Raw genomic sequence first — 24,455 nt, forward strand, 5'->3', positions numbered from 1 at the left:
TTTATTCTACCACGTTTTTCCGTTTTATAAAACCCTGTGGCAGCAAAAAGCTGCGGCCCGGGTCTTATCCCTGCCGCAGCCTTTGTTGTTTTTTTCAGATCAGCCCCAGCGCCTTGAACTCCTTTGCAATGCCGTCCTCGTATACCGAGGGAGCAATGCGGTCGCACCGCTTTTTCAGGTTTTCGGAGCCATTGGCCATGCACACACTGATGCCGACAACATCGGTCATCTGCAGGTCATTATCGCTGTCACCAAAGCCGATGGTATCCGCCAGCGTGCAGCCCAGATGATCACAGATGGCCTTGATTCCGGTGCCCTTATTAAATTTGCGGTTGATGAGCTCACCATTCACAAAGCCATCGGTCAGGCGGTCCAGCTTGCTTTCGCAGAACACGAACTGGTCGGCATAGAGCTGCTTTGCCTCGGCAAGGTCGCTCTCGTGGTCGGCAATGAACACGATCTTATACAGCGGTTCCCCTTTGTAATCGGAAAGCGGCAGGATGGACATGCCCTCTTCCATGGCTTTGTGCCAGCGTTCTGCTTCGCTGTTCAGCGGTGCATCGTTCTTTTTGTGGATAAATTTCCACCTCTCAGCCATCTTGCTTCCGCCAAAGGTGGCATCCCGGGCTTCCAGCGTGCACTCCACGCCATTGCGCTCCAGCGCCGCGCGCACGCCTTCAGCCTGCTGCGGCTCCATGGGGATGTCCACCAGCGTCTTGCCATCGCACAGCACATAGCCGCCGGCGCTGCACACTGCGCCCGCAAAGCAGTCGTGCCGCAGCAGCGGTTCGGTCATGCGGTGGTTGCGGCCGGTGCACAAAAACAGCTTGTGTCCGTTTGCTCTGGCGCGATCCAGTGCAGCCAGAGTGCTTTCCGGGATGAGCATATCACCCGGCGGCAGCAGCGTGCCGTCAATATCCAGAAAAATCAGCTTACGACCCATACTTTTATCCTTTATCATCAAAGGGAGCCTCGCTCCACGATCTGATAGCCCAGCGTCACCTGACGCACAGGCCCGCTGCTTCCATTTTCTTCCAGCATCTGCAGCAGGATCCGGGCAGCCTCCTGCCCCACCTGCTTCTGGTAAAAGCGCACCGTGGCCAGCCCCGGTTCCATCATGCTGCCAGCCCAGCTGTCGCCAACGCCTGCAAGACCCACATCCTGCCCCACATGCCGTCCTGCTTCCCGCAGGGCACGCATGGCACCAAAGGCCACCGTGTCAGTCACGCAGACCACACCGTCCAGATCCGGGCAGCGCACCAGCAGTTCCTGCATACAGCGCTGGCCCTCCTCCATGGTAAAGGCGTTGCAGCAGATGCGGGGCATCTGTTCGCCGTTCAGTCCGGCAGCGTTCAGCGCATCCTGCACGCCCTCACGGCGCTGCACGCCGGTGGCATCGTCCCGCTCTGTACCGCCAATATAAACGATCCTTTTGCGGCCATGGTCCAGCATCCGCTGGGCAAGTTCCCGGGCTGCAGTGCGGTCGTCGTTGTACACGCAGGCCACATCCTGAAAACGCTGGCCTGTTACCACCACCGGCACACGGCAGTTTTTCAGCGCCTGCGCCAGCTGAGGAGTATAATAGCTGCCCAGCAGGATGATGCCCGCCACGTGGTTGCGCTGCATGGCAGTCAGATAGCCCAATTCCCGCTGAGCGTCCAGCTCGGTGTTTCCCAGCAGCATCAGATAGCTCTTTGCATCCAGCTCACTGGCAATGCCTGCCGTGATCTGCCCCACCGACTGGGAGCCGATGCTGGGAGCGATCACCCCAACCTGATTCACTTTTCCGGTGCGCAGAGTCTGGGCGGCGGTATCCGGGCGGTAGCCGGTCTTTTCCACTACCTCGTGGATGACAGCCCTCTTCTGTTCGCTCAGGGGGCCTCCGTTCAGGTAGCGGCTGACCGCCGCACTGGATACACCCGCCATTTTTGCAATATCACTGATGGTCATTTGCAGTACTTCTCTCTTTTGGGATGCATTGTTATGTGTAAACGTTTTCATGCTTATTATAAACCGCTTTCATCCATCCCGCAAGATGCGCTTTTCCCGGTTTATTCCGAACGCATTTTTGTTTTTCTGGCAACTGTGTACAAAAGACGGCTTTTTTCTGAGAAGCAGGGCATTACAGGCGGTCAGGCTGCGCCCATGCTCCATGCACGCACGGCAAGCCCCAGCAGCAGGACCACCAGCAGAACGATAAACACGGTTTTATTGCCAGTTCTTCTCTGTTTCTTTTTGCGGCCTGCCGTGCTGCGGCTTTTGGCCGAGCTGCTGCGCGCTGTGGTGCTTCTGCTGCCGGAGGAACGGCTGCCGGCCGTTTTGCGGCTCTGGGCGCTGCGGTTCTGGCCCTGCTTTGTGCTCTGGCGGGCTGGCTCGTGCGCAGCCGTTTTTTCTTCCGGCGCACGGCTGGATGCGATCGGCTCCTTTGCGCCGCAGCGTGCCAGATAATTTTCTGCATCGCGGTAATAGCGGGCAAGCTCATTCTCGCGGAAAGCCGTGCCCACATAGCCGTCTTCCAAGCTCTCCACCGCCTCGTTGAACAGGATCGCCGCCTGAGCGGCATCGGTGTGATCGGTGGCGTGGGCGGCTTCGTTGCGGGCGGTGCGCACAGCATTGCAGGCGCGGCGGGCCGCACCCGGATTGCTGGTATTGCCCAGCAGGTCCAGCGGTTTGGCGGCATCCTTTTCCGGGTCCAGCAGAACCCGCATACAAATGGTGGTATCCAGCTGCTGCCAGCTGTTTTTGCCGGAAAGATCCGGCATACGGTCGTAGTAGTCCGGGCTTTCCTGCTGGCGCTGTGCAACGTGATCCAGCAATGCACCCAAGCTGTGCGCACCGGGTTTGTGCTCCCAGTGCCAGCGCAGCAGGCGGCGGCTGATCTCATCGCAGGCAGTCTTGATCTCAAAGGCAGCCTGTAAGGCTTCTTCCGGCATAATGGTTCTCCCTTCTTCTGGCATACAAAAAAGCGGAGAAGGCATACCGCCCTCTCCGCTGCTGTTTGTGTTACAGCACGAACTGGTAATACACGAAGCCGCACAGTGCCACTGCTGCACAGACAATGGCAGTGATGGGCGGCACCCAGCGGATCAGCGCTTCGGCCACGCTGTCGCGCTCGTCCTCGTATTCTTCCTCGTCGTCATAGGCAGGCTCCGGCTGCTGAGATATCGGCTGTGCACGGCGGGCTGCAGCAGGCATCACACGGGTGCCTTCGTCCGCAGCTGCATGGGATGCCCTGCCCGGGAACTGTGCCCGCATTCCGGCATCCATCACACGGGTCTGCTCTGCAGCAGGTTCTTCCGGCTGTGGTTCTGCTTCACGGCACGGTGCACCCATGATCCGGGTCGGCTCCTCCTGCACGGGCGCTGCGCCCATAATGCGGGTAGGCTCTTCAGCCTGCGGGGCAAGAGGCGTTTCCAGTTCCGGCTCGGTCTGGGCAGGCTGTTCCGGCTGCAGCAGGGTGTTCAGCGCGTTCTGCAGCAGGATGCGGTCGCAGCCGCACTCCGAGCAGTACACGGTATCCTCCTCCTTCGGGTGGAAGGCACCGCAGGCGCAGTACCAGCCATTTTCAAACACCTGCGGCTGATACTTCAGCTCCGGGCGGTTCATGCGGGTCTCCAGCGCCTTTTCCAGCTCAGCAGACAGGCGCTTGGGGGCAGGCAGGCGCACGCGCTTGATGCCGTCCAGATGCACCACCCGCTTGCCGTTGTACACGTTGCACAGCGAAACATCCACGCTGGTGATGGCCTTTGCGGTAACGAACACCGCATCGTCCATGCCAAACAGTTCGCCGGGCTTTACTTCCAAGTCACGGTACTCGAACCGGTCCTCGCACAGGATCACGCCGTCCACGCCCTTGCACTTGAAGTGGATCTCCAGCGCGGTCAGGGTCACCTTGGAAATATTCTTGAAGGTCAGGCAGACCGCGTGCTCCCCGCTGACATCACCCTTGAGCAGCTCCACGCAGACGAACTGCACCGGGCTGCCGGGGGTGTAATAGTTTGCGCGGGTCCGTGCGACCGGGTTAAAATTTTCCTCCACGACACTCGCTCCTTTCCGTTTGGATCAAATCAGTTCTGCGGGTCCTGTGCATCCGGCGTTTCCGGTGCAGCAGTCTCCGGCAGCGGCTGGGCCGTTTCGGCCTGTTCGGCAGGCTCAGCGGTCTCTGCAGATTCAGCAGTTTCGGCCTGCTGAGCGGTCTCTGCAGGGGCAGCCTGCACGGTCTGAGCAGGCTGTTCCGGCTTCGGCTCATCGCCTTCACGCGGGGGCAGTGTGCCGCCCGCCATAATGGTGTTGAACTCCTGCTCGTTGAGCTTCTCGCGTTCCATCAGGGCCTGTGCCAGCGCGTGCAGCTGATCGATGTGCTCGGTCAGGGTGCGGCGGCAGGTCTCGTAGGCTTCATCGATGATGTCCCGCATCTCGCCGTCGATCTCGGCAGCGGTGGTCTCGCTGTAGCCCTTGCCCTGACCCAGATCGCGGCCCAGGAAGGTCTCCTCCTGCGAGGTACCGTACACCACAGGGCCAAGCCGCTCCGAGAAGCCGTACTTGGTAATCATCTGGCGGGCAATGTTGGTGGCCTGCTGCAGATCATTGGAAGCACCGGTGGAGATATCCTCCAGGATCAGCTGTTCGGCCACGCGGCCGCCCAGACTGGAAACGATATCCTCGAACATTTCGCCCTTTGTCACGTAGCTGCGGTCTTTCTCGGGCAGGTACATGGTGTAGCCGCCAGCCTGACCACGCGGGATAATGGTGATCTCGTGCACACGGGGGTGATGCTTGCAGTAGAAGCCCGCCACAGCGTGGCCTGCCTCGTGGTAAGCAGTCAGCTTCTTTTCCTCCGGGGTCACAACGCGGCTCTTCTTCTCCGGGCCAGCCATCACCTTCATGGAAGCTTCCTCGATATCCTCCATGGTAATGGCCTTGCGGTTGCGGCGTGCAGCCAGCAGAGCCGCTTCGTTGACAAGGTTCTCAAGGTCTGCGCCCGCAAAGCCTGCGGTGCGCTGTGCAATGACCCTGAGAGAGACATCCGGGGCCAGCGGCTTCTTTTTGGTGTGGACCTTGAGGATCTCCTCACGGCCCTTGACATCCGGCAGGCCCACATAGACCTGACGGTCAAAACGGCCCGGACGCAGCAGAGCCTTATCCAGAATGTCGGCACGGTTGGTGGCCGCCATGACGATGATGCCGTCGTTGGCCTCAAAGCCGTCCATTTCCACCAGCAGCTGGTTCAGGGTCTGCTCGCGTTCATCGTGGCCGCCGCCCAGACCGGCACCGCGCTGACGGCCCACAGCATCGATCTCATCAATGAAGATGATGCAGGGCATGGACTTCTTTGCCTTATCGAACAGGTCACGCACGCGGGATGCACCCACGCCGACGTACATTTCCACAAAGTCAGAGCCGGAAATGGAATAGAAAGGCACACCGGCCTCGCCTGCGCAGGCGCGGGCCAGCAGGGTCTTGCCGGTGCCCGGAGGGCCTACCAGCAGCACGCCGTGGGGAATGCGTGCGCCCAGAGTGTTGAACTTCTCCGGGCTTTTCAGGAACTCCACGACCTCTTTCAGCTCTTCCTTTTCCTCGTCCTCACCGGCAACATCGGCAAAGGTGGCTGTCTTTTGGTTCTCGTGCTCGTCCTTCACCTTGGCTTTGCCAACGTTCATGATCCCGCCGCCGCCAGCACCGCCGCGCATCATGGAGAACAGCAGGAAGCCGGTGCAGCCCAGCATTGCCAGATAGAACAGGATCTCCATCCATGGGATGTTTTCCTTGACAGGGGTATAATCGTACACCATGGGAGCATCCGGGTTTGCTTCGTCATAGGCGGCAATGTAGTCGCCCACATACTTGACGAACATGGATGCATAGGGCAGCTTGTAGCGCACAGTCACAGTGCCGTCGCTGTTCTTCTGCGCAGCAGTATCCTCATCCGAGGAGGACAGCATACCGCTCAGCAGTCCACCGGTGGCCTGCGTGGTGCTCTGGGACGTGGTATCGGGCAGGGGCAGGTTGTTCTTGCCGCCTTCCTTGAGGTTCATGGTGATGACACCGGTGTTCAGGTCCAGCGAGAACTGCGTGACCTGCAGGCTTTCAAAATAATGCACCACCGTGGAATATTCCATGGAAGAGCTGTTGGCAGAGCCGGTGCCGCCCAGCACCGACCAGACCATCAGCACCGCCGCCAGCGCCAGAGCAAGGATCAGCGGATTGAAACGGGGTCTTTTGGATTGCAAAAAAATCAACTCCAGTTCTTGGATGAATTATAGTGTGAGAAATCACTTCTCGTAGACTTCAGGCTTGAGCACACCCACATAAGGCAGGTTGCGGTATTTTTCATCGTAGTCCAGACCGTAGCCCACCACGAACTCGTCCGGCACCTGGAAGCCCTCGTAGTCGGGCTGGATATCGGCCTTGCGGCGGCTGGGCTTGTCCAGAATGGTGCAGATCTTTACCGAGTTGGGGTTGCGCATCTTGAGCATGGGCACCAGATTCGAGAGGGTGACGCCGGTATCCAGAATATCCTCCACGATCAGCACATCCTTGCCGGACAGATCACCGTCCAGATCCTTGATGATCTTTACAAGGCCGCTGGTAACAGTGTTGCTGCCACCGTAGCTGGACACCACCATAAAATCGATGCTGCAGGGAATGCTCACCGCACGCATCAGGTCGGCCATAAACACCACCGAGCCCTTGAGGATGGACACCAGAACAAGGTTCTTGCCCTCGTAATCCTTGCTGATCTGGGCACCCAGCTCAGCAACCTTTGCCTTTAACTCTTCTTCACTGACCAGAACGGTCTTGATATCATCATGCATACTCATGTTATTTCCTCCCTATGTTCCATTTCCATCTGCAGCACCTGCGCAGTGTCTGCATCCGGGGCAAGGCCCTCGGCAAAGCCCGCACCGCAGACCCACAGTACTTCGCTGCCCGCCGCCAGCAGCGGCAGCTGATCGCGCTGGCTGGCCGGGATGCCCGTTTCGTTCATCCACTTGCGCAGCCGGTTGTGTACACTTCGCCCCGCCGGGCGGTAGACATCTCCCGGCTGGCGGGTGCGCAGGACAAGACCAGCATACAACGTAGTTATTCTAGCATAATCCGCCTGATTTTTTAAGTCTTTTTTATGAACGACTTGTATTTTTTCTTCAAAATCAGCCGTAAAAAGCCCTGCAGTCACCTTCCAGCCGCCCGCAAGGCAGTATTCTGCCTGTTTTTCCGGCTGAAAGGGCTGGCTTTCCGGCCGTTTGTCTTCCTGCTGCCGGGGCCGTTCCGGCACAATCTCCTGCCAGAAGCATCCGTCTTTGGCACAAAAGCGCACCCGGTCAGTCAGCTGTACCGCACCGCTGCCGCGCCGCACAAGGCCGCACAGCAGCTGCACATATTTTTCCTCTGCGTCACGCACGGGAGCCGTCAGCGAATGCATGGCTGCTTCCAAAATAAGCGCATCCGCAGCGGAAAGTGGGCCCAGCCGCCACACCGTGCAGGCTTCCGGGCTTTTGATGGCAGCCTGTGCCGCATCCAGACGTGCAGCAGAAAGCAGCTCTTCGGCCTTCCGGGCAAAATAGGCATCCGCGCGGGCTGCCTTCTCGCAGAAGCGGGCAAGGTTTTCCACCGCTGCGCCGTTGGTGCTCTGCAGTGCAGGCAGTGCCGCACGGCGCACCCGGTTGCGGGCATAGGCATCGGTCGCGTTCGTCTCATCTGTGACCCATGCCTGCCCGGCTGCACGGCAGAAGCTTTCGGTATCCTGCCGGGTAAGGGCCAGCAATGGCCGCAGGTAGCACCCGCGCTTTGGCCGGATGCCTGCCGCACCGTGCAGCCCCGTGCCCCGGGCCAGCCGCAGCAGCAGGGTCTCAGCCTGATCATTTGCAGTATGGGCCGTTGCAACGTCATCTATCCCCTCCCCGCACAAACGCGCAAAGCAGGCATAGCGCAGGCGGCGCGCCCAGTCCTCCCCGGCATGTTCCGACGGCAGGCCCACTTCGTCGGCCATCTCTGCAGCATGGAACACCCGCAGCGGCACACCCAGCCGGGCGCATTCCGCCCGCACAAAGGCTTCGTCCCGGTCGGCGCTCTCACCGCGCAGGCCGTGGTTCACATGGCAGGCCGAAAGCACAAACCCGAATTCCGGCTGCAGGGCCAGCAGGATGCGCAGCAGTGCCATGCTGTCCGCCCCGCCGGACACTGCCGCGGCCAAGTGCAGCGGCTCGCCCGGACAAAGCAGCTTTTCTCGCAGAACAAACATGCGCACATGCGCCAGAATTTTTTCATTGTTCATCAGCGTTTAAAGTCCACATCCATAAAGCGGGTGTGGGCACCATCCCAGCCCAGCGGCACCGTGCTGGTCTCGCCGTGACGGTTCTTCGCCACGATGCACTCTGCCGTATCGGCATCCACCTCAGCGCCGTCCGGGTTCTGGCTGGCATAGTAGGAATCGCGGTACAGGAACAGAACGCAGTCGGCATCCTGCTCGATAGAACCAGAATCGCGCAGGTCGGAAAGCTGGGGCCGGTGGCTGGAATTGTTGCCCTGCTTTTCCACCGCACGGGACAGCTGAGAAAGTGCGATGATGGGCACATTCATTTCCTTTGCCATGATCTTGAGGTTTCGGGTGATGGAGCTGATCTCCTGCACGCGGTTCTCGCTGCGCTGGCCGGTGGTCATCAACTGCAGATAGTCGATGACGATGAGGCCCACATTCGGGCGGGTGGGGTCCTGATTCACCCGGCGGATCTTCGCCTTCATCTCGGTGATGGTGATGCCGGAGGTATCGTCCATATAGATGGGTGCATCGTGCAGCTTTTCGGTGGCAAGGGCCAGATATTCCCAGTCCTCGGCGCGCAGGGCACCGGTGCGGAATGCCTGACTGTCGATGCCGGCCTCAGCAGAAAGGATGCGGTTCGTGAGCTGTTCCTTGGTCATTTCCAAGCTGAAAATGGCCACCGGCACCTTCTGCTGCATGGCCACGCGGGTGGCGATGTTCAGCGCAAAGCTGGTCTTGCCCATACCGGGGCGGGCCGCAAGGATGATGAGGTCGCCGCGGCCAAGGCCGGTGAGCACCGTATCCAGCAGGCGGAAGCCTGTGGGGATGCCCTTGTATTTGTCCGCATCCGGGCCGCTGATCTTCTGCAGGTTGGTCAGGGTCTCCACCATGCTGGAGGAAAGCGGTGTCAGTGCGCTGGAATCGCGGCCGGAGCGGATCTCATAAATGCGCTGCTCCGCGTTTTCCAGCAGCAGATCGGCATCCGGTTCATCTCCGGCATCCTGCAGGATGTCCTTTGCAACGCCCATCAGCTGGCGCACCAGATACTTTTCCTGCACGATCTGGGCATAGGCCTTCACGTTGGAAATGCTGGGCACCGTCTCGGCAAGGCCGGTCAGGTACACCTTTGCTTCGTCGGCACTGGGGAACACGCCGTCCGAGATAACAGCGTCCAGCAACGTCACAAAGTCGATGGTCTGGTCGGCGGTGAACAGGCGCAGCATTTCGGAGTAGATCTGCGCATTCTGCCGGGTGTAGAACATCTCCGGCCGGATGATCTCCACCAAGTCGGTGAGCGTTTCCGGTTTGAGCAGCACCGCACCCAGCACGCTCTGCTCTGCCTGCATGTTGTAGGGCAGGTTGATGCCCACGCTTTCCAGATTCAGTTCATTGGAATAATGTCGTTCGTTCGGCATGGTAGTTTATCCTTTTGCATCATTTCGCTGAAAAGCCAAAAAGCGCCCCCTGCTGTGAGGGGGCGCAGATGGCAGAAAAATCAGGCCTGTTCCACTTCCACCATAATTTTGAAAGAAGCGACCACACCAACGTGCAGACGGACCTTGCCGTTGAACACACCGGCATCCTTGATGTCCTTGGTCTCCAGCTCGATCTTCTTCTTATCGATGGGTGCGCCTGCCAGCTGAGCCAAAGCATCGGCAACTTCCTTGCCGGTGACTTTGCCGTGCAGACGGCCGGATGCACCGCCCTTGGCCTTGATGGTCACGGTCTTGCCCTCGATCTTTGCGGCCAGATCCTTGGCAGCAGCTACGGTCTCAGCCTCGTGGAAATCGGCAGCAGCTTCCTTGCTGCGGGCAACGTTCACAGCGCTGGCATCTGCCACAGCGGCCAGCTTGCGCGGGAACAGATAGTTGCGGGCGTAGCCGTCGGAGACCTCGTGGATCTCGTCCTTCTTGCCAATGCCCTTGATATCCTGCTTGAGAATCACTTTCATGATGTTATCCCTCACTTCTCACCGGAAAACCGGTGCAGTTGTTGTGTTTATAGTATAGCGCATTTGTCGCTTTTGGGCAAGAGGAAGCGCGCATTGCAGCATTATCCTCAAGTGAACTCCCCCAGTCCGCTTCGCAGACAGCCCCCTCTGAGATGGGGCCTTTGGCAAAACCGAAGGCTTGTCCTTTTCGCCAGAGGCTCCTTCTTTGAGACAGACTCCCCCGGCCGGGGGAGGTGGCACAAAGTGCCAGAAGGGGAACAGCTGGCATCACACAAGTGATGACGGAAGGAGTTTTCTTATTTCAGTTCCTTTGCAGCCACGTCCAGAGCTACCTCAATGACCTTGTCCATGTCATAGTATTTATACTCGCCCAGACGGCCGCCGAAGATGACGCCCGGCTCCGCATCGGCCAGCTTCTTGTACTCGGCATACAGGGCACCGTTCTTCTCGTCATTGACGGGGTAGTACGGCTCGTCGCCCTTTTTCCATTCGGCGCTGTACTCGCGGCTGATGACCGTTTTGGGCTGGGTGCCGAACTCAAAGTGCTTGTGCTCGATGATGCGGGTGTAGGGAGTTTCCGCATCGGTATAGTTGACCACCGCGTTGCCCTGATAGTTGTCGGTGTCCAGCACCTCGGTCTCAAAGCGGACGCTGCGGTACTGCAGAGCACCCAGCTTGTAGCCAAAGTAGGCATCCACCGGGCCGGTGTAGACCACCTTCTCGGCCAGATCGTTCAGATTTTCGCGGTCGGCCAGATAGTCCACATTCAGGCGCACCTCGGTGCCGTCCAGCATCTTTTCCACCATGGCGGTGTAGCCGCCATTGGGAATGCCCTGATACAGTGCGTTGAAATAGTTGTCGTCGTAGGTGAAGCGCACCGGCAGACGCTTGATGATGAAGGCCGGCAGTTCGGTGCAGGGGCGGCCCCACTGCTTGCCGGTGTAGCCCTTGATAAGCTTTTCGTAGATATCGGTGCCCACAAGGCTGATGGCCTGCTCTTCCAGATTCTGCGGGTCGGTGATGCCTGCTTCCTTCTTCTGCTCTTCGATCTTGGCCTTGGCTTCGGCAGGGGTAACAACGCCCCACATCTTATTAAAGGTGTTCATATTGAAGGGCAGGTTGTAGATCTCGCCGTGGTAGTTTGCCACCGGGCTGTTGGTGTAGCGGTTGAACTCTGCAAACTGGTTCACATACTGCCACACAGCCTTGTTGTTGGTATGGAAGATATGTGCACCGTAGCGGTGGACGTTGATGCCCTCCACCGGCTCCGTGTAGATATTGCCTGCAATGTGGCTGCGCTTATCGATCACAAGGCACTTCTTGCCTGCCTTTTTTGCTTCCTGTGCAAAGACCGCGCCGTAAAGGCCGGCACCAACGATCAGGTAATCGTACTGTTTCATGGGTGTGATCCTCTCTGTTCCATTTATTTTCCTTCTACATCGCCCTTTTTCTGCGATGCATAGTATTTGTCGATGGCACCTTCGATGCGGGCACGGGCTGCTTCCGGCGTGATATGCTTGAGCTGTGCTGCTGCCATGGTCTGGTGGCCGCCGCCGCCCAAAGATTCCATGATCACCTGCACGTTCACGGCACCCAGACTGCGGGCCGAGATGTTCACGCCTGTGCCCACCTGCACTGCCACAAAGCTGGCATCCACGCCCTGAATGGTCAGCAGATCGTTTGCCGCCTGTGCAATGGCCACGCGGGCTTCCGGTGCCACCTCGCCGCTGACGGAGATTGCGCAGTTTTTGTACATGCGTGCTTTTTCCACCAGATCTGCCTTGGCATTGTACTCCACCATGGTCACATCGAACAGCTGGCGCACCCGCTCCGTCTCCGCGCCATAGCGGCGCAGCGCAGCGGCAGCTTCAAAGGTACGCACACCGGTGTGCAGGGTAAAATCGCGGGTATCCAGCATGATGCCGGACAAAAGGCCCTCGGCCTCCACACGGTTGGGCTTGTCGTCGCGCTCGCCCACGTACTGCAAAAGCTCCGTGACCAGCTCACTGGCCGAGGAAGAATACGGCTCATGGCAGACCAGCGCCGGGTTCTCGATGTAGCCCACGCCCTTGCGGTGGTGGTCGATCACGGCTACCTTGCCGCATTTTTCCAGAATATCCTTGCTTTCCACAAGGCCAACCTGATATGTATCCACCACGATGCACAAGGTGCGCTTGGAGATGATGGGCAGTGCGTCCTTCGGGTCGATAAAGTCGTCCTTCTGGCCTGCACGGCACAATGCATCGATCAGGCTGCCCGCAAGGGTAGCGTCACGCCGCACCGCGATCACCGCCGGGACATCGCATATTTTGCAGATGCGCAGCACGCCCTCGGCGGAGCCGATGGCATCCAGATCGCTCATGCGGTGGCCCATAATGACTACATGATCTGCTTCCTTGATCAGCTTCACCAGCTGATCGGCCACGATGCGGCTGCGCACCTTGCTGCGCTTTTCCACGCCGTGGCTCACGCCGCCGTAGAACGTAAAACCGTCCGGTGTCATTTCAGCGGCCTGATCGCCGCCGCGGCCCTGCGCCATATCCAGCGCCTGCACGGCCATATCCTGGGCTTCCCGCAGGGTCTTGGCCCCGCGGCCAATGCCGATGGACAGCGAAAGGTTCACGCTGGGATCCAGCGCACGGATCTTGTCCAGCACATCGTAGCCGCGGTTGGCGAACTGCTCCATCTGGCGCTCTTCCACCACAGCGATATAGCGGCCGCTGGCCACACGGCGCAAAAAGCCGCTGCCCCGGCCGATCATATCCTCCAGCGTGCGGTTGATGCCTTCCAGCAGGCGGGCACGCTCGCTGTCCAGCATGTCACCGAACACATCGTCGTAGCCGTCCACCAGAAACACCAGATAGCCCGGACGGCTGGCTTTGTATTCCGCCTCCACCTTGCGCAGGGCGGTCTCCTCGTTCAGCACCAGCAGGGTCATGCTCTCCGCATCGCCGGGCACCGTGGAGCTGTGTACGCTCCACATGCCGTCCGCGAGGGTCAGCAGCTGGCCCTCCTGCTTGCGGCACTGCTGCAGATCAAGGCCGGGCAGCACCTTCTGCACGCGGCTCACCAGCGCATCCTGCCCGTTCAACAGGCGGGTGCGGAACTGTGCATTGTACCACAGCACCGTCTCACCGGAAAGCAGCGCGGCCGGCTGAGAGAGCGGTTCCAGACTGAACTGCAGCTTGGAGCCTTCAAAGCTGCCGCCGCACATCCACCGGGCCACCCACTTGCGCAGCTGGCAGCGGAACAGCACCACCACAACGCCCCACAGCACCACCAGTGCCAGCAGCGCCGGCCATGCCGTGGGCCGCTGGATCAGCAGCACCAGCACCAGCAGGCCGCACAGCACGGCCAGACTGGCGGTGAGCATCTCCAATGTCCATCTTGGTTTTTGTTTCATCAAATCTCCTGCCTTCCGCCGCATTGTTTGCGGCAGCGTGCCCGGATCAGACCTCCATCAGGATGGGAAGGATCATCGGGCTGCGCTTGGTGCGCCGATAGATATAGCTGCTCAGTGCCTCGCGCACGCGGGTCTTGACGCTGTTCCAGTCGCGCACATGTTCATCCACGCAGCGGTCCAGCGCATTTTCCACGATGCTCTGTGCACCGTCCATCAGGCTCTCGTTCTCGCGCACATACACAAAGCCACGGCTCACAAGGTCCGGGCCGGCCAGCACCTTGCCGGTCTTGCTGTCCACGGTGGCCACAATGATGACCAGACCGTCCTCGGACAGGTGCTTGCGGTCGCGCAGGACCACATTGCCCACGTCGCCCACGCCAAGGCCGTCCACCATCACTGCACCGGCGGTGACAGGCTCGCCCAGCTTTATCTCGTCCTGGCTGAGAATGACATTGGAGCCGTTCTCCGCAATGAGGATGTTGCTGGTGGGGATGCCGAGGCTTGCGGCGGTGAGGGCATGCTTTTTGAGCTGCTTGTACTCGCCGTGCACCGGAAGGAAATACTTGGGCTTCGTCAGGGTGAGCATGAGCTTCTGTTCTTCCTGACAGGCGTGGCCGGAAACATGCACATCGTACATGCTCTCGTAAATGACCTCTGCACCCAGCAGCAGTAGACCGTTGACGATTTTGGTCACGCTCTTCTCGTTGCCGGGAATGGGATTTGCCGAAATGATAATGAAGTCGCCGGGGCCCACGCGCACCTGACGGTGACTGCAGGATGCCATACGGGAAAGGGCACTCAAGGGTTCGCCCTGACTGCCGGTGGTAATGAGCACTACCTGCTCCGGGGGATACTGGTTCAGCTCATCCACGCTGATGAGGGTGCCCTCCGGGATGTGCATATAGCCCAGCTCCTGCGCCATGGCGGTGTTGTTCACCATGCTGCGGCCGCTGAATGCCACCTTGCGGCCATCCTCCACAGCCAGATCGATGATCTGCTGCACGCGGTAGATGTTGGAAGCAAAGGTGGCAATGATGATCCGCTTGTTGCGGGCACGGGCGAACAGATTGCGCACGCCTGCAGCCACCTTCTGCTCGGTGGCGGTAAAGCCCGGGCGCTCGGAGTTGGTGGAATCGCTCAGCAGGGCCAGCACGCCGCGCTGACCGTACTCGGCCAGTGTGGACAGGTCGGTGACGCCGCAGGCCAGCGGAGTGTAATCGATCTTGAAGTCGCCGGTCTGGATGATGGTGCCCGCCGGACTGTCGATGGCAAAGGCCACCGCATCCGGGATGGAGTGGTTCACATGGATGGGCTCAATGGTAAAGCAGCCCAGCTTGATCTTCTGTCTGGGGGTGATCTCCACGAACTTGGTCTTGCCTGCCAGACCGAACTCCTCCAGCTTGTTGCGGATCAGGCCGCAGGTCAGGCGGGTGCCATAGATGGGCAGGTCAAGTTTCTGCAGCAGATACGGGATGCTGCCGATGTGGTCTTCGTGGCCGTGGGTGATGAGCAGGCCCTTGATCTTATCCTTGTTCTGCACCACAAAGGTGAAGTCCGGGATGACCATGTCCACGCCGTACATGTCGCTGTCCGGGAACACAAGGCCGCAGTCCACGATGATCATGTCGCCGTTGCACTCGTACACGGTCATGTTCTTGCCCACTTCGCCCAGACCACCCAGCGGGTAGATGTGGATGGGCACAGCGGCCTCTCTGGGCTGCTGCGGGCGGCGGGGCCGACGGTTATAATAAGGGCGGCGGGTGGTGCGGGGGCGCTTTTCGCCCGTCTGCGCGGCGGGTGCGCCGGTGCTCTGAGCAGCAGCTGCTGCCTTGCTGCGTGCGGAATTATTGGTATTTTCTTTCGACTGTGCCATTCTGACCTCCAAAATAATTACAGCGCAGGCCGTCCCCGCTTGTGGGAACAGCCGCGCTGTGCATGGGAAGCACCTTGAAAAATCGCATCGGCTTCCGTTGGATGCACCGTATAGAATTTATTTCTCAGCGTGTTTTTTGCAAACCGCTGCCTGTTCCGTAAGAGGTTTTGTGCCAGATAGGTCCATCTGCTCGATGCGACCGTGGCTTTTCTGTTGGAACGCCCGGGCACACGCCTGCGGTGCGCCCCTATACGCATTTTGTTAGGATAAGTATAGTATTTCCCGGCGTTTTTGTCAATTCCAAGGTTTGGCAGCTCCGGCACGGAATATACATTCGCACTTGACAGAAGCCGGAAAATAGCGCTAAATAGAAGCAACTCATTTTAGAAGGAGAACCGCATGAAGCAGGTCGAAGTGTACACCGACGGCGCATGCAGCGGCAATCCCGGCCCGGGCGGCTGGGGTGCCGTGCTGCGCTACCGTTTTAACGGCAAAGTTTACGAGAAAGAGCTGAGCGGCGGCGACGACAGCACCACCAACAACCGCATGGAGCTGACAGCCTTTATCGAAGCACTGCGCCAGCTCAAGGAGCCGTGCGAGGTACGGCTGTGCTCCGACAGCCAGTATGTCATCAACGGGCTTCAGAAGGGCTGGGCCAAAAACTGGCAGCGCCGGGGCTGGAAAAAAGCAGATGGCTCCCCTGCCCTGAACCCGGACCTCTGGGCACAGGCACTGGAGCAGGAAGCCCGGCACAAGATCACCTATGTCTGGGTCAAGGGCCACGCAGGCCACCCGGAGAACGAACGCTGCGACCAGCTGGCCGTGGCCCAAAGCAAAGCACATGGCGGGAGGCAGGGAACATGAGCGACACATTTTTGCCCGGCAGTGGGTTCGACACCTACGAGAGTCAGGATAAGGTTCTGGTGCAGATGGACGGCAGCAGAGAATGCGCCGTAGCTGTGCGCATTTTACAGCAGCAGGGCTTTGCCGTGGCGGGCGCTGCCGTGCGGCTGGCAGCAGAACAGACCGCCGATGCGGAAAACTCCAAAAAGGCAGCAGAGGCCCTTGGCATCGAGTGCATCGTGCTGAACGCCGAAGCACTGGCCGGGCAGGACGCAGACGTTCTGGGCGAAGGCGGCACGCCGCTGTTTGCCGCCCTGCTGACGGCTGCAGACAAGCTTGGGATGCAATATGTGGCAACCACTCACCGTGCCCGGGTGGAGACCGGTGCAGACGGCGTGCACACCGTCTGCCCGCCCGCAGGCACCGGCAGTGATGACAGCACGATTCTTGCAGCTCTGCCGCAGGAAACGCTGGCACGGCTGATCTTGCCGCTGGGCGATTTTGCCCCGGAAGATGTGGCGGAGATGGCCGAGGATTTTAAAGTTTAACCGTACGTTTCAAATGGCCTCCGTTGCACTCTGGCCATATTCAGCGGAAACATTATTTTTATATTAGAATTCCGGAAAATCCGCAGATTTTCCGGAATTCTTTTTTTACAGGCAAGGCCGCTGCGGCACACGGCATCTGCTGTTTTTGCTTCCTGCGGAAACAGCCGCACGGCGGCAGAAATGCATTCTGCGGTTCGGACCCCATTCCCGTGAAAATGAAAATCGGGAACATCCGCAGATGTTCCCGATTTTCGCATTATCAATATAATTTCCGCTGAATATGGCGCAGCACACGCGGAGCCATTCCAAATCGTTTTGTCAGTTCTGGGGATGCACGATATCGCGCCAATCCAGATCGCCGCGCTCCAAGCCGTGGATCAGTACCTCGGCAGTGGCAATGTTGGTGGCCATGGGGATGTTGTGCACATCGCACAGGCGCAGCAGCGTCATTTCGTTGGGTTCGCTGGGCTTTGCGTTGATGGGATCACGGAAGAACAGCAACAGGTCGATCTCATTGCAGGCGATGCGGGATGCGATCTGCTGGTCGCCGCCCTGCACACCGGCCAGAAAGCGTTGCACCTGTAAGCCGGTAGCTTCTGCGATCAGTTTACCGGTGGTGCCGGTCGCTACCAGTTTATGCTGGCTCAGGATGCGGCAGTACGCCGTACAAAACTGAACCATCAGCTCCTTTTTGGAGTCATGCGCAATGAGTGCAATCGTCATCCGTTACCCTCTCCTCTTCCTAAACGATTGGAACGCTTTTGTAAAAAAGTCCTTTGCTTGAAATGATATCACAAAATCCAATCTTTTACAACTGGTTTTTATACAAAATATTCAATTTTGTTTTCTTTTCAGGGATGTTTCCATTCAAAACTCCGCTGCAGTGCCCTTTCCCGTGTCGGTTTTGTCTCCCGTTTTCAGTTCTCCGGCGCAATGGCATCGGGGTTCTGCTCGGTGTCTGCGGCGGGCTGCTGCTCGTCCTGCACGGCAGGCTGGGCTTCCCCTTCTGCTGCCGTTTCCGGCGCAGCGGTGTCTGCGGCGGGTGTCATCTGTGCAGGCTGGGCTGCGGCATTGCCGGTGGTCTGGCCTGCAGCGGCCTGTGCTGGGTCAGTGGTCTGCGCCTGATCTTCCTGCTGGGCCTGCTCGGCTTCCTTTTCCGCTTCGGCCTGCTGGGCAAGGCTGCCATCCTTCAGGGCAAAATAGGCATTTGCAATGTCCACCACCAGATCACCGGTACGGGCACCATAGCCTCCGTACTCAATGCTAATGCCAATGGCGATCTGCGGATCATCCGCCGGGAGGTAAGCCACCATCATGGCGTTCAGATAGTGCTTACCGGGCGCATAGGTCTCACTGCGCTGAGGTGTACCGGTCTTGCAGGCGATCGGCACCGGATAGCTGGAAATTTTGCCGCTGATGGTGCTGGGCACCTGCTTCATGCCCTGCCGCACCAGCTCAAAGGTGTTGCCGGTGCCTTCGATCACATCCATGACCTCGGGCTTGGTCTCGCTGAGCACCTCGCCGGTGTTGGTGTCCAGAATGGCCTTGACGAAATGGGTGCGGTAACGGGTGCCGTTGTTGGCCAGCGTTGCCGCGTAGGTAGCCAGCTGGATGGGCGAGACCACCGTGTTGCCCTGACCGATGGCGGCCTGCACATCCAGCGATGCCGTATAGTTGGAGTCGTTCTTGGTGGTCAGACGGCCCACGGCCTCGCTCACCTCCACACCGGTGCGCTGGCCAAGACCCAGCTTGTAGGCATAGGCATCGTACACATCGCTGGTCAGGCGGCGGCCAACATCATAGAAGAAGATGTTGCAGCTCCACTTGATGGCCGTTACCACATCGATGTTGCCGCTGTGGCCATGGCGGGTACAGCGGGGGTGGTAATCCTTGAAGTAGTTGTACACGCCGTTGCAGTAAACGGTAGAATACTGGTTGATGAGGCCGCTGTCCAGTGCAGCCACCGCCACGGCGGGCTTGAAGGTAGAACCCGGCGTATACAGGCCCTGCAATGCGCGGTTGAACAGCGGCAGGCTCGGGTCGGAGCTGTACTCGCTGTAGTTGGCGGCATACAGGTTCTGGTCATAGCTGGGATAGTTGGAAGCAGCCAGCACACTGCCGTCCTTCACGTCCAGCACCACCACCGCACCGGCGGCAGCTTTCATGGTGCCGGTATTGTATACGCGGTTGATCATATCAATGTTGTCCGCCAGTGCCTTGTCCACGGCACGCTGGAAGTTGCTGTCAATGGTCAGCTGCACGGTATGGCCCGGCTCCGGCACAGTGGTGAGCTTTGTATCCACGATCACGCCGTCCGAATTGCGGGTGATGGTCTCCACGCCGTCCTTGCCGCGCAGCTCGTCCTCATAAACGGATTCCAGACCAGAAATGCCCAGAACATCGTTCATGTTATAGCCTTTTTCCCGCAGCGGATAGGTCACCTGACCGTTGGAATCGGTCACCTTCCACTTTTCCGCCGTGATCTTGCCCACACGGCCCAGCACCGCCGGGACGATATCGCTCTGGTCGTAGCTGCGGGCGCTGGTTTCCACGATCTCCACACCTGGCAGCTGCAGGCTGTGCTCCTTGATGGTGGCCACCGCGAGGGTGCTCACGTTCTCCGCCATGACAAAATTGTTCACATTGGAGAACGCCTGCCGATCCATCTCGTAGTGGATGCCGGCCAGCACACGCTGCCATTCCGGCGAAAAATCCTGCAGATCGTTCTTTTCCACCAGCATTTCCATTACATCGTTGGCGGTGGCGTACTGCTGCAGACCAAGCGTTTCCTTCATGTCTGCCAGCTGCTTCTGGTCGCTGGTGGACGTGTCATCGTCCGTAAAGGCGTAATTGCCTGCTGCGTCCGCCTGACCGATCAGCAGCGTATCATTCCAGCTCTCGCCATTCGCACGCAGCAGCTCCACGATCTGCTGCAGCATGGTATCCAGATCCCGGTCGCCCATCAGCAGTTTGTTGAGGATCACATTGTAGCTGGTGGTTGTGGTGGCAATGCGCCGCCCGGCGCTGTCCACGATATCGCCGCGGGCCGCCGTGACCGTAAAGTTATAGTCGGTGGTATTGGTGGCCTTGGCCTTGAAGTCGTCGCCGTTGACCAGCTGCAGAAAGATCAGCCGCATCACGTACAGGCCCATGATAACACATGCCACTGCAATGAGCAGGATCATCCGGCGCACAACGTTTTTTCGTTCGTTTTGGTTCATCCGCGTTTCCTCCGGCGGTTCAGACTACGCCGTTGTCGATTTTGAATGCGCTGTAAATGTGCCGCACCAGACTGAACAGCATCAGCGACGGCACCAGCGTCATCATGGCCGAAGGCAGCACAAAGGTCAGCCAGCGGCTCAGCGCCCAGCTGTAGCCGGGCATGTAGTAGAAGAACAGCCAGTCCAGCGAGAGCACCACAAGGGCCGTGCCGGTGCTGATGAGCGCAAAGTTCCATGTGCTGCCCTGCAGATACACCTGCACCAGCACCGAAAGCGCAAAGCAGAGCAACAGCAGTTCCAGCGCCAGCATACCCACGGTGCGCCCGGCGGTGTAGTCCCACAAAAGGCCGCTCACGGCACCAAACAGCGCACCTGCAAACTCGCCTTCATACACGGCCACAGCCAGACACAGCGGCAGAATGAACAGCGGCTTTGCCTGCCCCAGCTGGAGCAGGCCGGGGGTCGTCTGCAGTGCCGCGCACACAAACAGTGCCACCGCGTAGCAGACCCATTTCAGGATCTGGCTGCGGCTGCGCATGCGGCGTGATTCCATACAAATGCGCCCCCTTAATAGTCGGTAATAACGAATACGTGCTTGACCGTGCGCGGGTCTGCACCCGGGCGCACCACTGCAATGGAAGATTTGCCGCTGACTTCCGGCTCCACCTTCTGCACGGTTCCCACCAGCAGATCCGGCGGGAACACTCCGCCAAGACCGGTGGTGATCACCTGATCGCCCATCTTCGTCTCAGTGGCGCGTTCCAGATTGGTCAGCACGCACAGGCCGTCACCGGCATAATCGGTGCTGCCATTGATAATGCCGTTTTCCCGCGTGCGGGATACCACGCCCGCAGCGCTGAAGCTGGGGTGCAGAATGGTCATCACCTTGCAGCTGGTGGTGTCGGCTTCCACCACCATGCCGATCAGATAGCCCTTATCGCTGATCACAGCATCGTTCACGGCTGCGCCGTTCACCGTGCCGCAGTCCAGCGTAAAGCCTCCGAACTCATCCAGCGGGTCGCGGCCGATCACAAAGGCAGAAATATAGCTTGCTTCGGTGTTGGAATCCTGAATGCGGGCCAGTGCCTTGTAGGCTTCGTTCTCCGCCTTGATGCGGTCGTAGTCCACGATCTGCTGGCGCAGCTCAGCATTCTCCGCTTCCAGCTGTTCGTTCTGTTCCATGACCTCATCGATGCTGGTGTATTTTTCCCACACCGATCCAATGCCGCCGCTCAGTGCCGATGTGACCTTCTGGAGCGGCATCAGCACCACGCCCAGCAGTTCCTGCGGGGCAGCAGTCAGCCGTCCGTTGGCACCGGCATAGGCCATAATGCCCACCAGAAACACCGCCACGGCTACCAGTATCTTAAATTTCCATGTGTCAAAAAAATCCTTCAAGGGAGTACCCTCCTGTTTCGGGTGGATGCCATGCCATAAGAAAAGCGCGGACAGCCCTGCCATCCGCGCAAGAGACATTGTTTGCAGCGGAAATCAGCGCAGACGCTGCGCAAAAGAGCCTTTTCCGCAAGTGTGGGCCTTGCCCGTGTTACATGTGGCCGCCGTCGGTGTCCAGCACGTCATGCAGGACATCCACATGATCCAGCACCGCACCGGCACCCTTGGCCACGCAGTCCAGCGGGTCTTCCGCAATGTGTACGTCGATGCCGGTCTCGCTTTGGATCAGCTGATCCAGACCGCGCAGCAGTGCGCCGCCGCCGGTCAGGGTGATGCCGCGGTCGATGATATCCGCACTCAGCTCCGGCGGGGTGCGCTCCAGCGTTTCCTTGATGGCGCTGGTGATCTTGACCAGACATTCCAGCAGAGCTTCGCGCACATCCTCCGAGTGGACGACGATGTTCTTGGGCAGGCCGTCCACGAGGTTACGGCCCTTGATCTCCATGGTCATTTCGGGGTCCAGCGCATAGGCGGAGCCGATCTCGATCTTGATCTGCTCTGCGGTGCGCTCACCGATCAGCAGGTTGTACTTGCGCTTGATGAAGGCGATGATGGCCTGATCGAACATATCGCCTGCCATGCGCACGCTGCGGGAGGCCACGATGCCGCCCAGAGAGATCACAGCGATCTCAGCCGTGCCGCCGCCGATATCCACGATCATGCTGCCGGTAGGCTCGCTGATGGGCAGGCCCGCACCGATGGCTGCTGCCATGGGTTCCTCAATGACGGACACCTGACGGGCACCGGCCTTCAGGGTAGCCTCGCGCACAGCGCGGCGCTCCACCTCGGTAACGCCGGACGGGATGCAGATGACCACGCGGGGGCGGGAGAACATGCTGTTGCCGCATGCCTTCTTGAGGAAATTTTCCAGCATGTTGGTGGTGATGTCAAAGTCAGCGATCACGCCATCCTTCAGCGGACGCACAGCCACGATGCTGCCGGGGGTACGGCCAATGACAGCCTTTGCCTCGGCACCCACACAGCGTACCTCGTCGGTCTTGGTATCCACAGCCACGACCGAAGGCTCCCGCATGATGATGCCCTTGCCCTTCATATATACCAGAGTATTTGCGGTACCCAGATCGATACCTACATCTTTAGAAAACAGGCCCATTGTAAAAATTCTCCTTATGCTTCCCATTTTATCTATAGCGCCAGAACATCCGGCAGCCCTTTTGTGCCGCCTTTGCGCAGAATAACACGGTTCTATTATAGCCGCAAGGCAATGATTTCTCAAGCGTTTGCGCAAGTTTTCTTCGTTTTTTCCAGTTTTATCACACAAAATGTGCCAGCAGCTGTACGGTGCGGCTCACCGGCAGACCCATGATGGTGTAGTAGTCGCCCTCAATACGGTCCAGCCAGAGGGCCGCCCGTCCCTGAATGGCATAGGCACCGGCTTTATCGTAGGGTTCGGCGGTGGAAGCGTAGAAGTCGATCTCCTCTTCACCCAGCGGGAAGAAGGTAACGCGGCAGCTGTCCACAAAGCTTTCAGTGCGCGCACCGTCCGAGATGCACACGCCGGTGTGCACCTCGTGGGTGGCACCGGAAAGGGCGCGCAGCATCCGCTTTGCGTCCTCTTCGCTGTGTGGCTTGCCGAACACCTCGCCGTTCACATCCACCACCGTATCACAGCCGATGACCACAGCGCCCGGGTGCTGGGCCGAAACAGCAAGGCACTTGCCCCGGGCCAGCTGTTCCACCAGATGGGCAGGCGTAGCGGCCTGCACCGCACTTTCGTCAAAGTCACTGACGCAGACGGTGAAATTGGTGGTATATAAGGAGAGCAGCTCCCGCCTGCGCGGGCTGCCGGAAGCTAAGATCAGGTTCATGATTCCATCTCACTTTCCGGTAGAGCCAAAGCCGCCCTCGCCGCGCTGGGTATCGCCCAGCTCTTCGGCAGGCACAAAGGCAGCGGTGTACACCGGTGCGATGCACAGCTGGGCCACACGCTCACCGGGCTGAATGGTGTAGGCTTCCCTGCCCAGATTGACCATGGGCACCTTCAGCTCGCCGCGGTAATCGCTGTCCACCACACCCACGCCGTTGGCCATGCACAGGCCGTGCTTGATGGAAAGGCCGCTGCGTGCGTACACCAGTGCCACGCTGTGGGGGCCGGGCAGCTCGATGGCAAGGCCGGTGGGCACCAGTGCCCGCTCCATGGGGGCAAGGGTGAGCGGCGCGTCCAGTACGGCGCACAGGTCGGCGGCAGCAGAGCCGGGGGTTGCGTAAGAGGGCACCTTGGCACGGGTGTCCAATACCTTATATTTTACTGTGATGGGTTCCATAGTATACCTCGTTTTGATTTTATAGCAACTCCTTCCGTCTCGCATACGCTCGACAGCTCCCTCAGGGAGGTGGCATTGCGTCAGCAATGACGGAAGGAGTTTCAGTTCGTACCTTTAAAATACAACCCACGGGTAAAATCACCTTCAAAGGGTGCATGGGTGCGGATCATCTCCAGAATTTTGGCCGCTTCCTCCCGGCTTTCCAGCGTGAAGTAAGCCACACCGTAGTCCACCGTCAAAGCGCCCGGCTTATCCCCCATATAAATAGGTACAGGGTTATAGATGGTGCGCACACCAAGGCCGCACCGCACTGGGAACTTCTTGGCCTTGCGGTCGGTCAGCACGCCGGTCTTGTCGCAGTGGGCGCAGTCGTGGACGTTCTGCAGCGGGCAGGCACGGGTGATCATCAGCGGCATATGGCCGTACACCAGCACGCCGGTGGGCACCGGCCTGCCGTTATGGGTGGGCGCAATGGTGCTGATGTCGCTGTCCTTCACCTCGGGCAGGATGAGCATGGAGCCAAGGCCGTTGTCCGCGTAGAACTGCGCGGCCAGCTGGTTCGTGATGTTCAGGCCAAAGCTGCCGCTCATGGGCAGGCCCCGGCACAGGCGCAGGT

21 protein-coding genes and 1 pseudogene are annotated in these 24,455 nt (G+C 59.3%); 2 read left to right on the plus strand and 20 right to left on the minus strand.

Going from position 1 to position 24,455, the window contains the following annotated elements:
- Nucleotides 1-94 precede the first annotated feature (94 nt).
- The 12 genes from QZL71_RS03240 to QZL71_RS03295 all read right to left on the minus strand — a co-directional run bounded on the left by QZL71_RS03240 (nucleotide 95) and on the right by QZL71_RS03295 (nucleotide 15,487).
- Nucleotides 95-943 (minus strand): HAD family hydrolase, encoded by an 849-nt coding sequence (locus tag QZL71_RS03240; protein WP_294647725.1) that lies wholly within the window; start codon nucleotides 941-943, stop codon nucleotides 95-97.
- Between the two features lie 17 nt (nucleotides 944-960).
- On the minus strand, nucleotides 961-1,950 hold the full coding sequence (locus QZL71_RS03245) for a LacI family DNA-binding transcriptional regulator (RefSeq protein WP_097781943.1): 990 nt from the start codon (nucleotides 1,948-1,950) through the stop codon (nucleotides 961-963).
- Nucleotides 1,951-2,132: 182 nt separating this feature from the next.
- Complete coding sequence (locus tag QZL71_RS03250; protein ID WP_165852546.1) at nucleotides 2,133-2,933, minus strand: hypothetical protein; 801 nt, start codon at nucleotides 2,931-2,933, stop codon at nucleotides 2,133-2,135.
- Nucleotides 2,934-3,003: 70 nt separating this feature from the next.
- On the minus strand, nucleotides 3,004-4,038 hold the full coding sequence (locus QZL71_RS03255; protein WP_097774794.1) for a hypothetical protein: 1,035 nt from the start codon (nucleotides 4,036-4,038) through the stop codon (nucleotides 3,004-3,006).
- Nucleotides 4,039-4,067: 29 nt separating this feature from the next.
- Nucleotides 4,068-6,239 carry an ATP-dependent zinc metalloprotease FtsH gene (gene ftsH / locus QZL71_RS03260; RefSeq protein WP_294647729.1) on the minus strand — a complete coding sequence of 724 codons (2,172 nt, stop codon included), beginning with the start codon at nucleotides 6,237-6,239 and terminating at the stop codon, nucleotides 4,068-4,070.
- Nucleotides 6,240-6,272: 33 nt separating this feature from the next.
- Nucleotides 6,273-6,821 carry a hypoxanthine phosphoribosyltransferase gene (hpt, locus tag QZL71_RS03265; RefSeq protein ID WP_005940003.1) on the minus strand — a complete coding sequence of 183 codons (549 nt, stop codon included), beginning with the start codon at nucleotides 6,819-6,821 and terminating at the stop codon, nucleotides 6,273-6,275.
- The gene (gene tilS / locus QZL71_RS03270) at nucleotides 6,818-8,275 is read right to left on the minus strand and encodes a tRNA lysidine(34) synthetase TilS (protein ID WP_294647731.1); all 1,458 of its coding nucleotides are present in this window, start codon (nucleotides 8,273-8,275) and stop codon (nucleotides 6,818-6,820) included. The genes hpt and tilS overlap by 4 nt, the downstream gene beginning before the upstream one ends.
- A complete protein-coding gene (gene dnaB / locus QZL71_RS03275) occupies nucleotides 8,275-9,675 on the minus strand; it encodes a replicative DNA helicase (protein WP_005939997.1) in 1,401 nt (466 codons plus the stop codon). The genes tilS and dnaB overlap by 1 nt, the downstream gene beginning before the upstream one ends.
- 80 nt (nucleotides 9,676-9,755) lie before the next feature.
- Nucleotides 9,756-10,211, minus strand: a complete 456-nt coding sequence (gene rplI / locus QZL71_RS03280; protein WP_005939994.1) for a 50S ribosomal protein L9 — start codon at nucleotides 10,209-10,211, stop codon at nucleotides 9,756-9,758.
- A gap of 296 nt (nucleotides 10,212-10,507) precedes the next feature.
- Nucleotides 10,508-11,611 carry a UDP-galactopyranose mutase gene (gene glf / locus QZL71_RS03285; RefSeq protein ID WP_294647733.1) on the minus strand — a complete coding sequence of 368 codons (1,104 nt, stop codon included), beginning with the start codon at nucleotides 11,609-11,611 and terminating at the stop codon, nucleotides 10,508-10,510.
- 23 nt (nucleotides 11,612-11,634) lie between these two features.
- Nucleotides 11,635-13,614 (minus strand): DHH family phosphoesterase, encoded by a 1,980-nt coding sequence (locus QZL71_RS03290; protein WP_242959357.1) that lies wholly within the window; start codon nucleotides 13,612-13,614, stop codon nucleotides 11,635-11,637.
- A gap of 46 nt (nucleotides 13,615-13,660) precedes the next feature.
- Nucleotides 13,661-15,487, minus strand: a complete 1,827-nt coding sequence (locus QZL71_RS03295) for a ribonuclease J (RefSeq protein WP_097781946.1) — start codon at nucleotides 15,485-15,487, stop codon at nucleotides 13,661-13,663.
- A 399-nt stretch (nucleotides 15,488-15,886) separates the two neighbouring features.
- Here QZL71_RS03295 and rnhA point away from each other — a divergent pair, with 399 nt between their 5' ends.
- Together rnhA and QZL71_RS03305 are read left to right on the plus strand one after the other, a co-directional pair.
- Entirely contained in the window at nucleotides 15,887-16,351 is a 465-nt protein-coding gene (rnhA, locus tag QZL71_RS03300; protein WP_005939979.1) for a ribonuclease HI, read from the plus strand.
- Nucleotides 16,348-16,878, plus strand: a complete 531-nt coding sequence (locus QZL71_RS03305) for a hypothetical protein (protein ID WP_154255357.1) — start codon at nucleotides 16,348-16,350, stop codon at nucleotides 16,876-16,878. The genes rnhA and QZL71_RS03305 overlap by 4 nt, the downstream gene beginning before the upstream one ends.
- A 318-nt stretch (nucleotides 16,879-17,196) precedes the next feature.
- On the opposite strand, the gene mgsA is transcribed toward QZL71_RS03305, so the two are convergent.
- The 8 genes and pseudogenes from mgsA to QZL71_RS03345 form a co-directional block, all read right to left on the minus strand.
- Nucleotides 17,197-17,601 (minus strand): methylglyoxal synthase, encoded by a 405-nt coding sequence (gene mgsA, locus QZL71_RS03310; protein WP_005939970.1) that lies wholly within the window; start codon nucleotides 17,599-17,601, stop codon nucleotides 17,197-17,199.
- A 194-nt stretch (nucleotides 17,602-17,795) separates the two neighbouring features.
- Nucleotides 17,796-20,099, minus strand: a complete 2,304-nt coding sequence (locus QZL71_RS03315) for a peptidoglycan D,D-transpeptidase FtsI family protein (protein WP_294647734.1) — start codon at nucleotides 20,097-20,099, stop codon at nucleotides 17,796-17,798.
- 19 nt (nucleotides 20,100-20,118) lie between these two features.
- Nucleotides 20,119-20,652, minus strand: a complete 534-nt coding sequence (gene mreD, locus QZL71_RS03320) for a rod shape-determining protein MreD (protein WP_044953428.1) — start codon at nucleotides 20,650-20,652, stop codon at nucleotides 20,119-20,121.
- A gap of 14 nt (nucleotides 20,653-20,666) precedes the next feature.
- Nucleotides 20,667-21,497: a rod shape-determining protein MreC gene (mreC, locus tag QZL71_RS03325; RefSeq protein WP_101956484.1), complete on the minus strand. Its 831-nt coding sequence runs from the start codon at nucleotides 21,495-21,497 to the stop codon at nucleotides 20,667-20,669.
- Between the two features lie 148 nt (nucleotides 21,498-21,645).
- Nucleotides 21,646-22,668 (minus strand): rod shape-determining protein, encoded by a 1,023-nt coding sequence (locus tag QZL71_RS03330; protein ID WP_005939954.1) that lies wholly within the window; start codon nucleotides 22,666-22,668, stop codon nucleotides 21,646-21,648.
- A 160-nt stretch (nucleotides 22,669-22,828) separates the two neighbouring features.
- Nucleotides 22,829-23,386, minus strand: a complete 558-nt coding sequence (locus tag QZL71_RS03335; protein WP_082210837.1) for a Maf family protein — start codon at nucleotides 23,384-23,386, stop codon at nucleotides 22,829-22,831.
- A gap of 6 nt (nucleotides 23,387-23,392) precedes the next feature.
- The gene (dut, locus tag QZL71_RS03340) at nucleotides 23,393-23,839 is read right to left on the minus strand and encodes a dUTP diphosphatase (RefSeq protein ID WP_005939948.1); all 447 of its coding nucleotides are present in this window, start codon (nucleotides 23,837-23,839) and stop codon (nucleotides 23,393-23,395) included.
- Nucleotides 23,840-23,940: 101 nt separating this feature from the next.
- Nucleotides 23,941-24,455, minus strand: a pseudogene (locus tag QZL71_RS03345) (U32 family peptidase); the annotation flags it as partial.

This window comes from uncultured Faecalibacterium sp. (genome assembly GCF_900066275.1).
Taxonomy (GTDB): domain Bacteria; phylum Bacillota; class Clostridia; order Oscillospirales; family Ruminococcaceae; genus Faecalibacterium; species Faecalibacterium taiwanense.

What these genes read in the sequence shown, in the direction of transcription:
- QZL71_RS03245 (WP_097781943.1), bottom strand. Translation starts at nt 1,950, where the DNA reads ATGACCATCAGTGATATTGCAAAAATGGCGGGTGTATCCAGTGCGGCG.
- dut (WP_005939948.1), bottom strand. Translation starts at nt 23,839, where the DNA reads ATGGAACCCATCACAGTAAAATATAAGGTATTGGACACCCGTGCCAAG.
- QZL71_RS03250 (WP_165852546.1), bottom strand. Translation starts at nt 2,933, where the DNA reads ATGCCGGAAGAAGCCTTACAGGCTGCCTTTGAGATCAAGACTGCCTGC.
- rplI (WP_005939994.1), bottom strand. Translation starts at nt 10,211, where the DNA reads ATGAAAGTGATTCTCAAGCAGGATATCAAGGGCATTGGCAAGAAGGAC.
- tilS (WP_294647731.1), bottom strand. Translation starts at nt 8,275, where the DNA reads ATGAACAATGAAAAAATTCTGGCGCATGTGCGCATGTTTGTTCTGCGA.
- rnhA (WP_005939979.1), top strand. Translation starts at nt 15,887, where the DNA reads ATGAAGCAGGTCGAAGTGTACACCGACGGCGCATGCAGCGGCAATCCC.
- mreD (WP_044953428.1), bottom strand. Translation starts at nt 20,652, where the DNA reads ATGGAATCACGCCGCATGCGCAGCCGCAGCCAGATCCTGAAATGGGTC.
- QZL71_RS03240 (WP_294647725.1), bottom strand. Translation starts at nt 943, where the DNA reads ATGGGTCGTAAGCTGATTTTTCTGGATATTGACGGCACGCTGCTGCCG.
- QZL71_RS03295 (WP_097781946.1), bottom strand. Translation starts at nt 15,487, where the DNA reads ATGGCACAGTCGAAAGAAAATACCAATAATTCCGCACGCAGCAAGGCA.
- hpt (WP_005940003.1), bottom strand. Translation starts at nt 6,821, where the DNA reads ATGAGTATGCATGATGATATCAAGACCGTTCTGGTCAGTGAAGAAGAG.
- glf (WP_294647733.1), bottom strand. Translation starts at nt 11,611, where the DNA reads ATGAAACAGTACGATTACCTGATCGTTGGTGCCGGCCTTTACGGCGCG.
- QZL71_RS03305 (WP_154255357.1), top strand. Translation starts at nt 16,348, where the DNA reads ATGAGCGACACATTTTTGCCCGGCAGTGGGTTCGACACCTACGAGAGT.
- dnaB (WP_005939997.1), bottom strand. Translation starts at nt 9,675, where the DNA reads ATGCCGAACGAACGACATTATTCCAATGAACTGAATCTGGAAAGCGTG.
- QZL71_RS03315 (WP_294647734.1), bottom strand. Translation starts at nt 20,099, where the DNA reads ATGAACCAAAACGAACGAAAAAACGTTGTGCGCCGGATGATCCTGCTC.
- QZL71_RS03290 (WP_242959357.1), bottom strand. Translation starts at nt 13,614, where the DNA reads ATGAAACAAAAACCAAGATGGACATTGGAGATGCTCACCGCCAGTCTG.
- QZL71_RS03330 (WP_005939954.1), bottom strand. Translation starts at nt 22,668, where the DNA reads ATGGGCCTGTTTTCTAAAGATGTAGGTATCGATCTGGGTACCGCAAAT.
- mgsA (WP_005939970.1), bottom strand. Translation starts at nt 17,601, where the DNA reads ATGACGATTGCACTCATTGCGCATGACTCCAAAAAGGAGCTGATGGTT.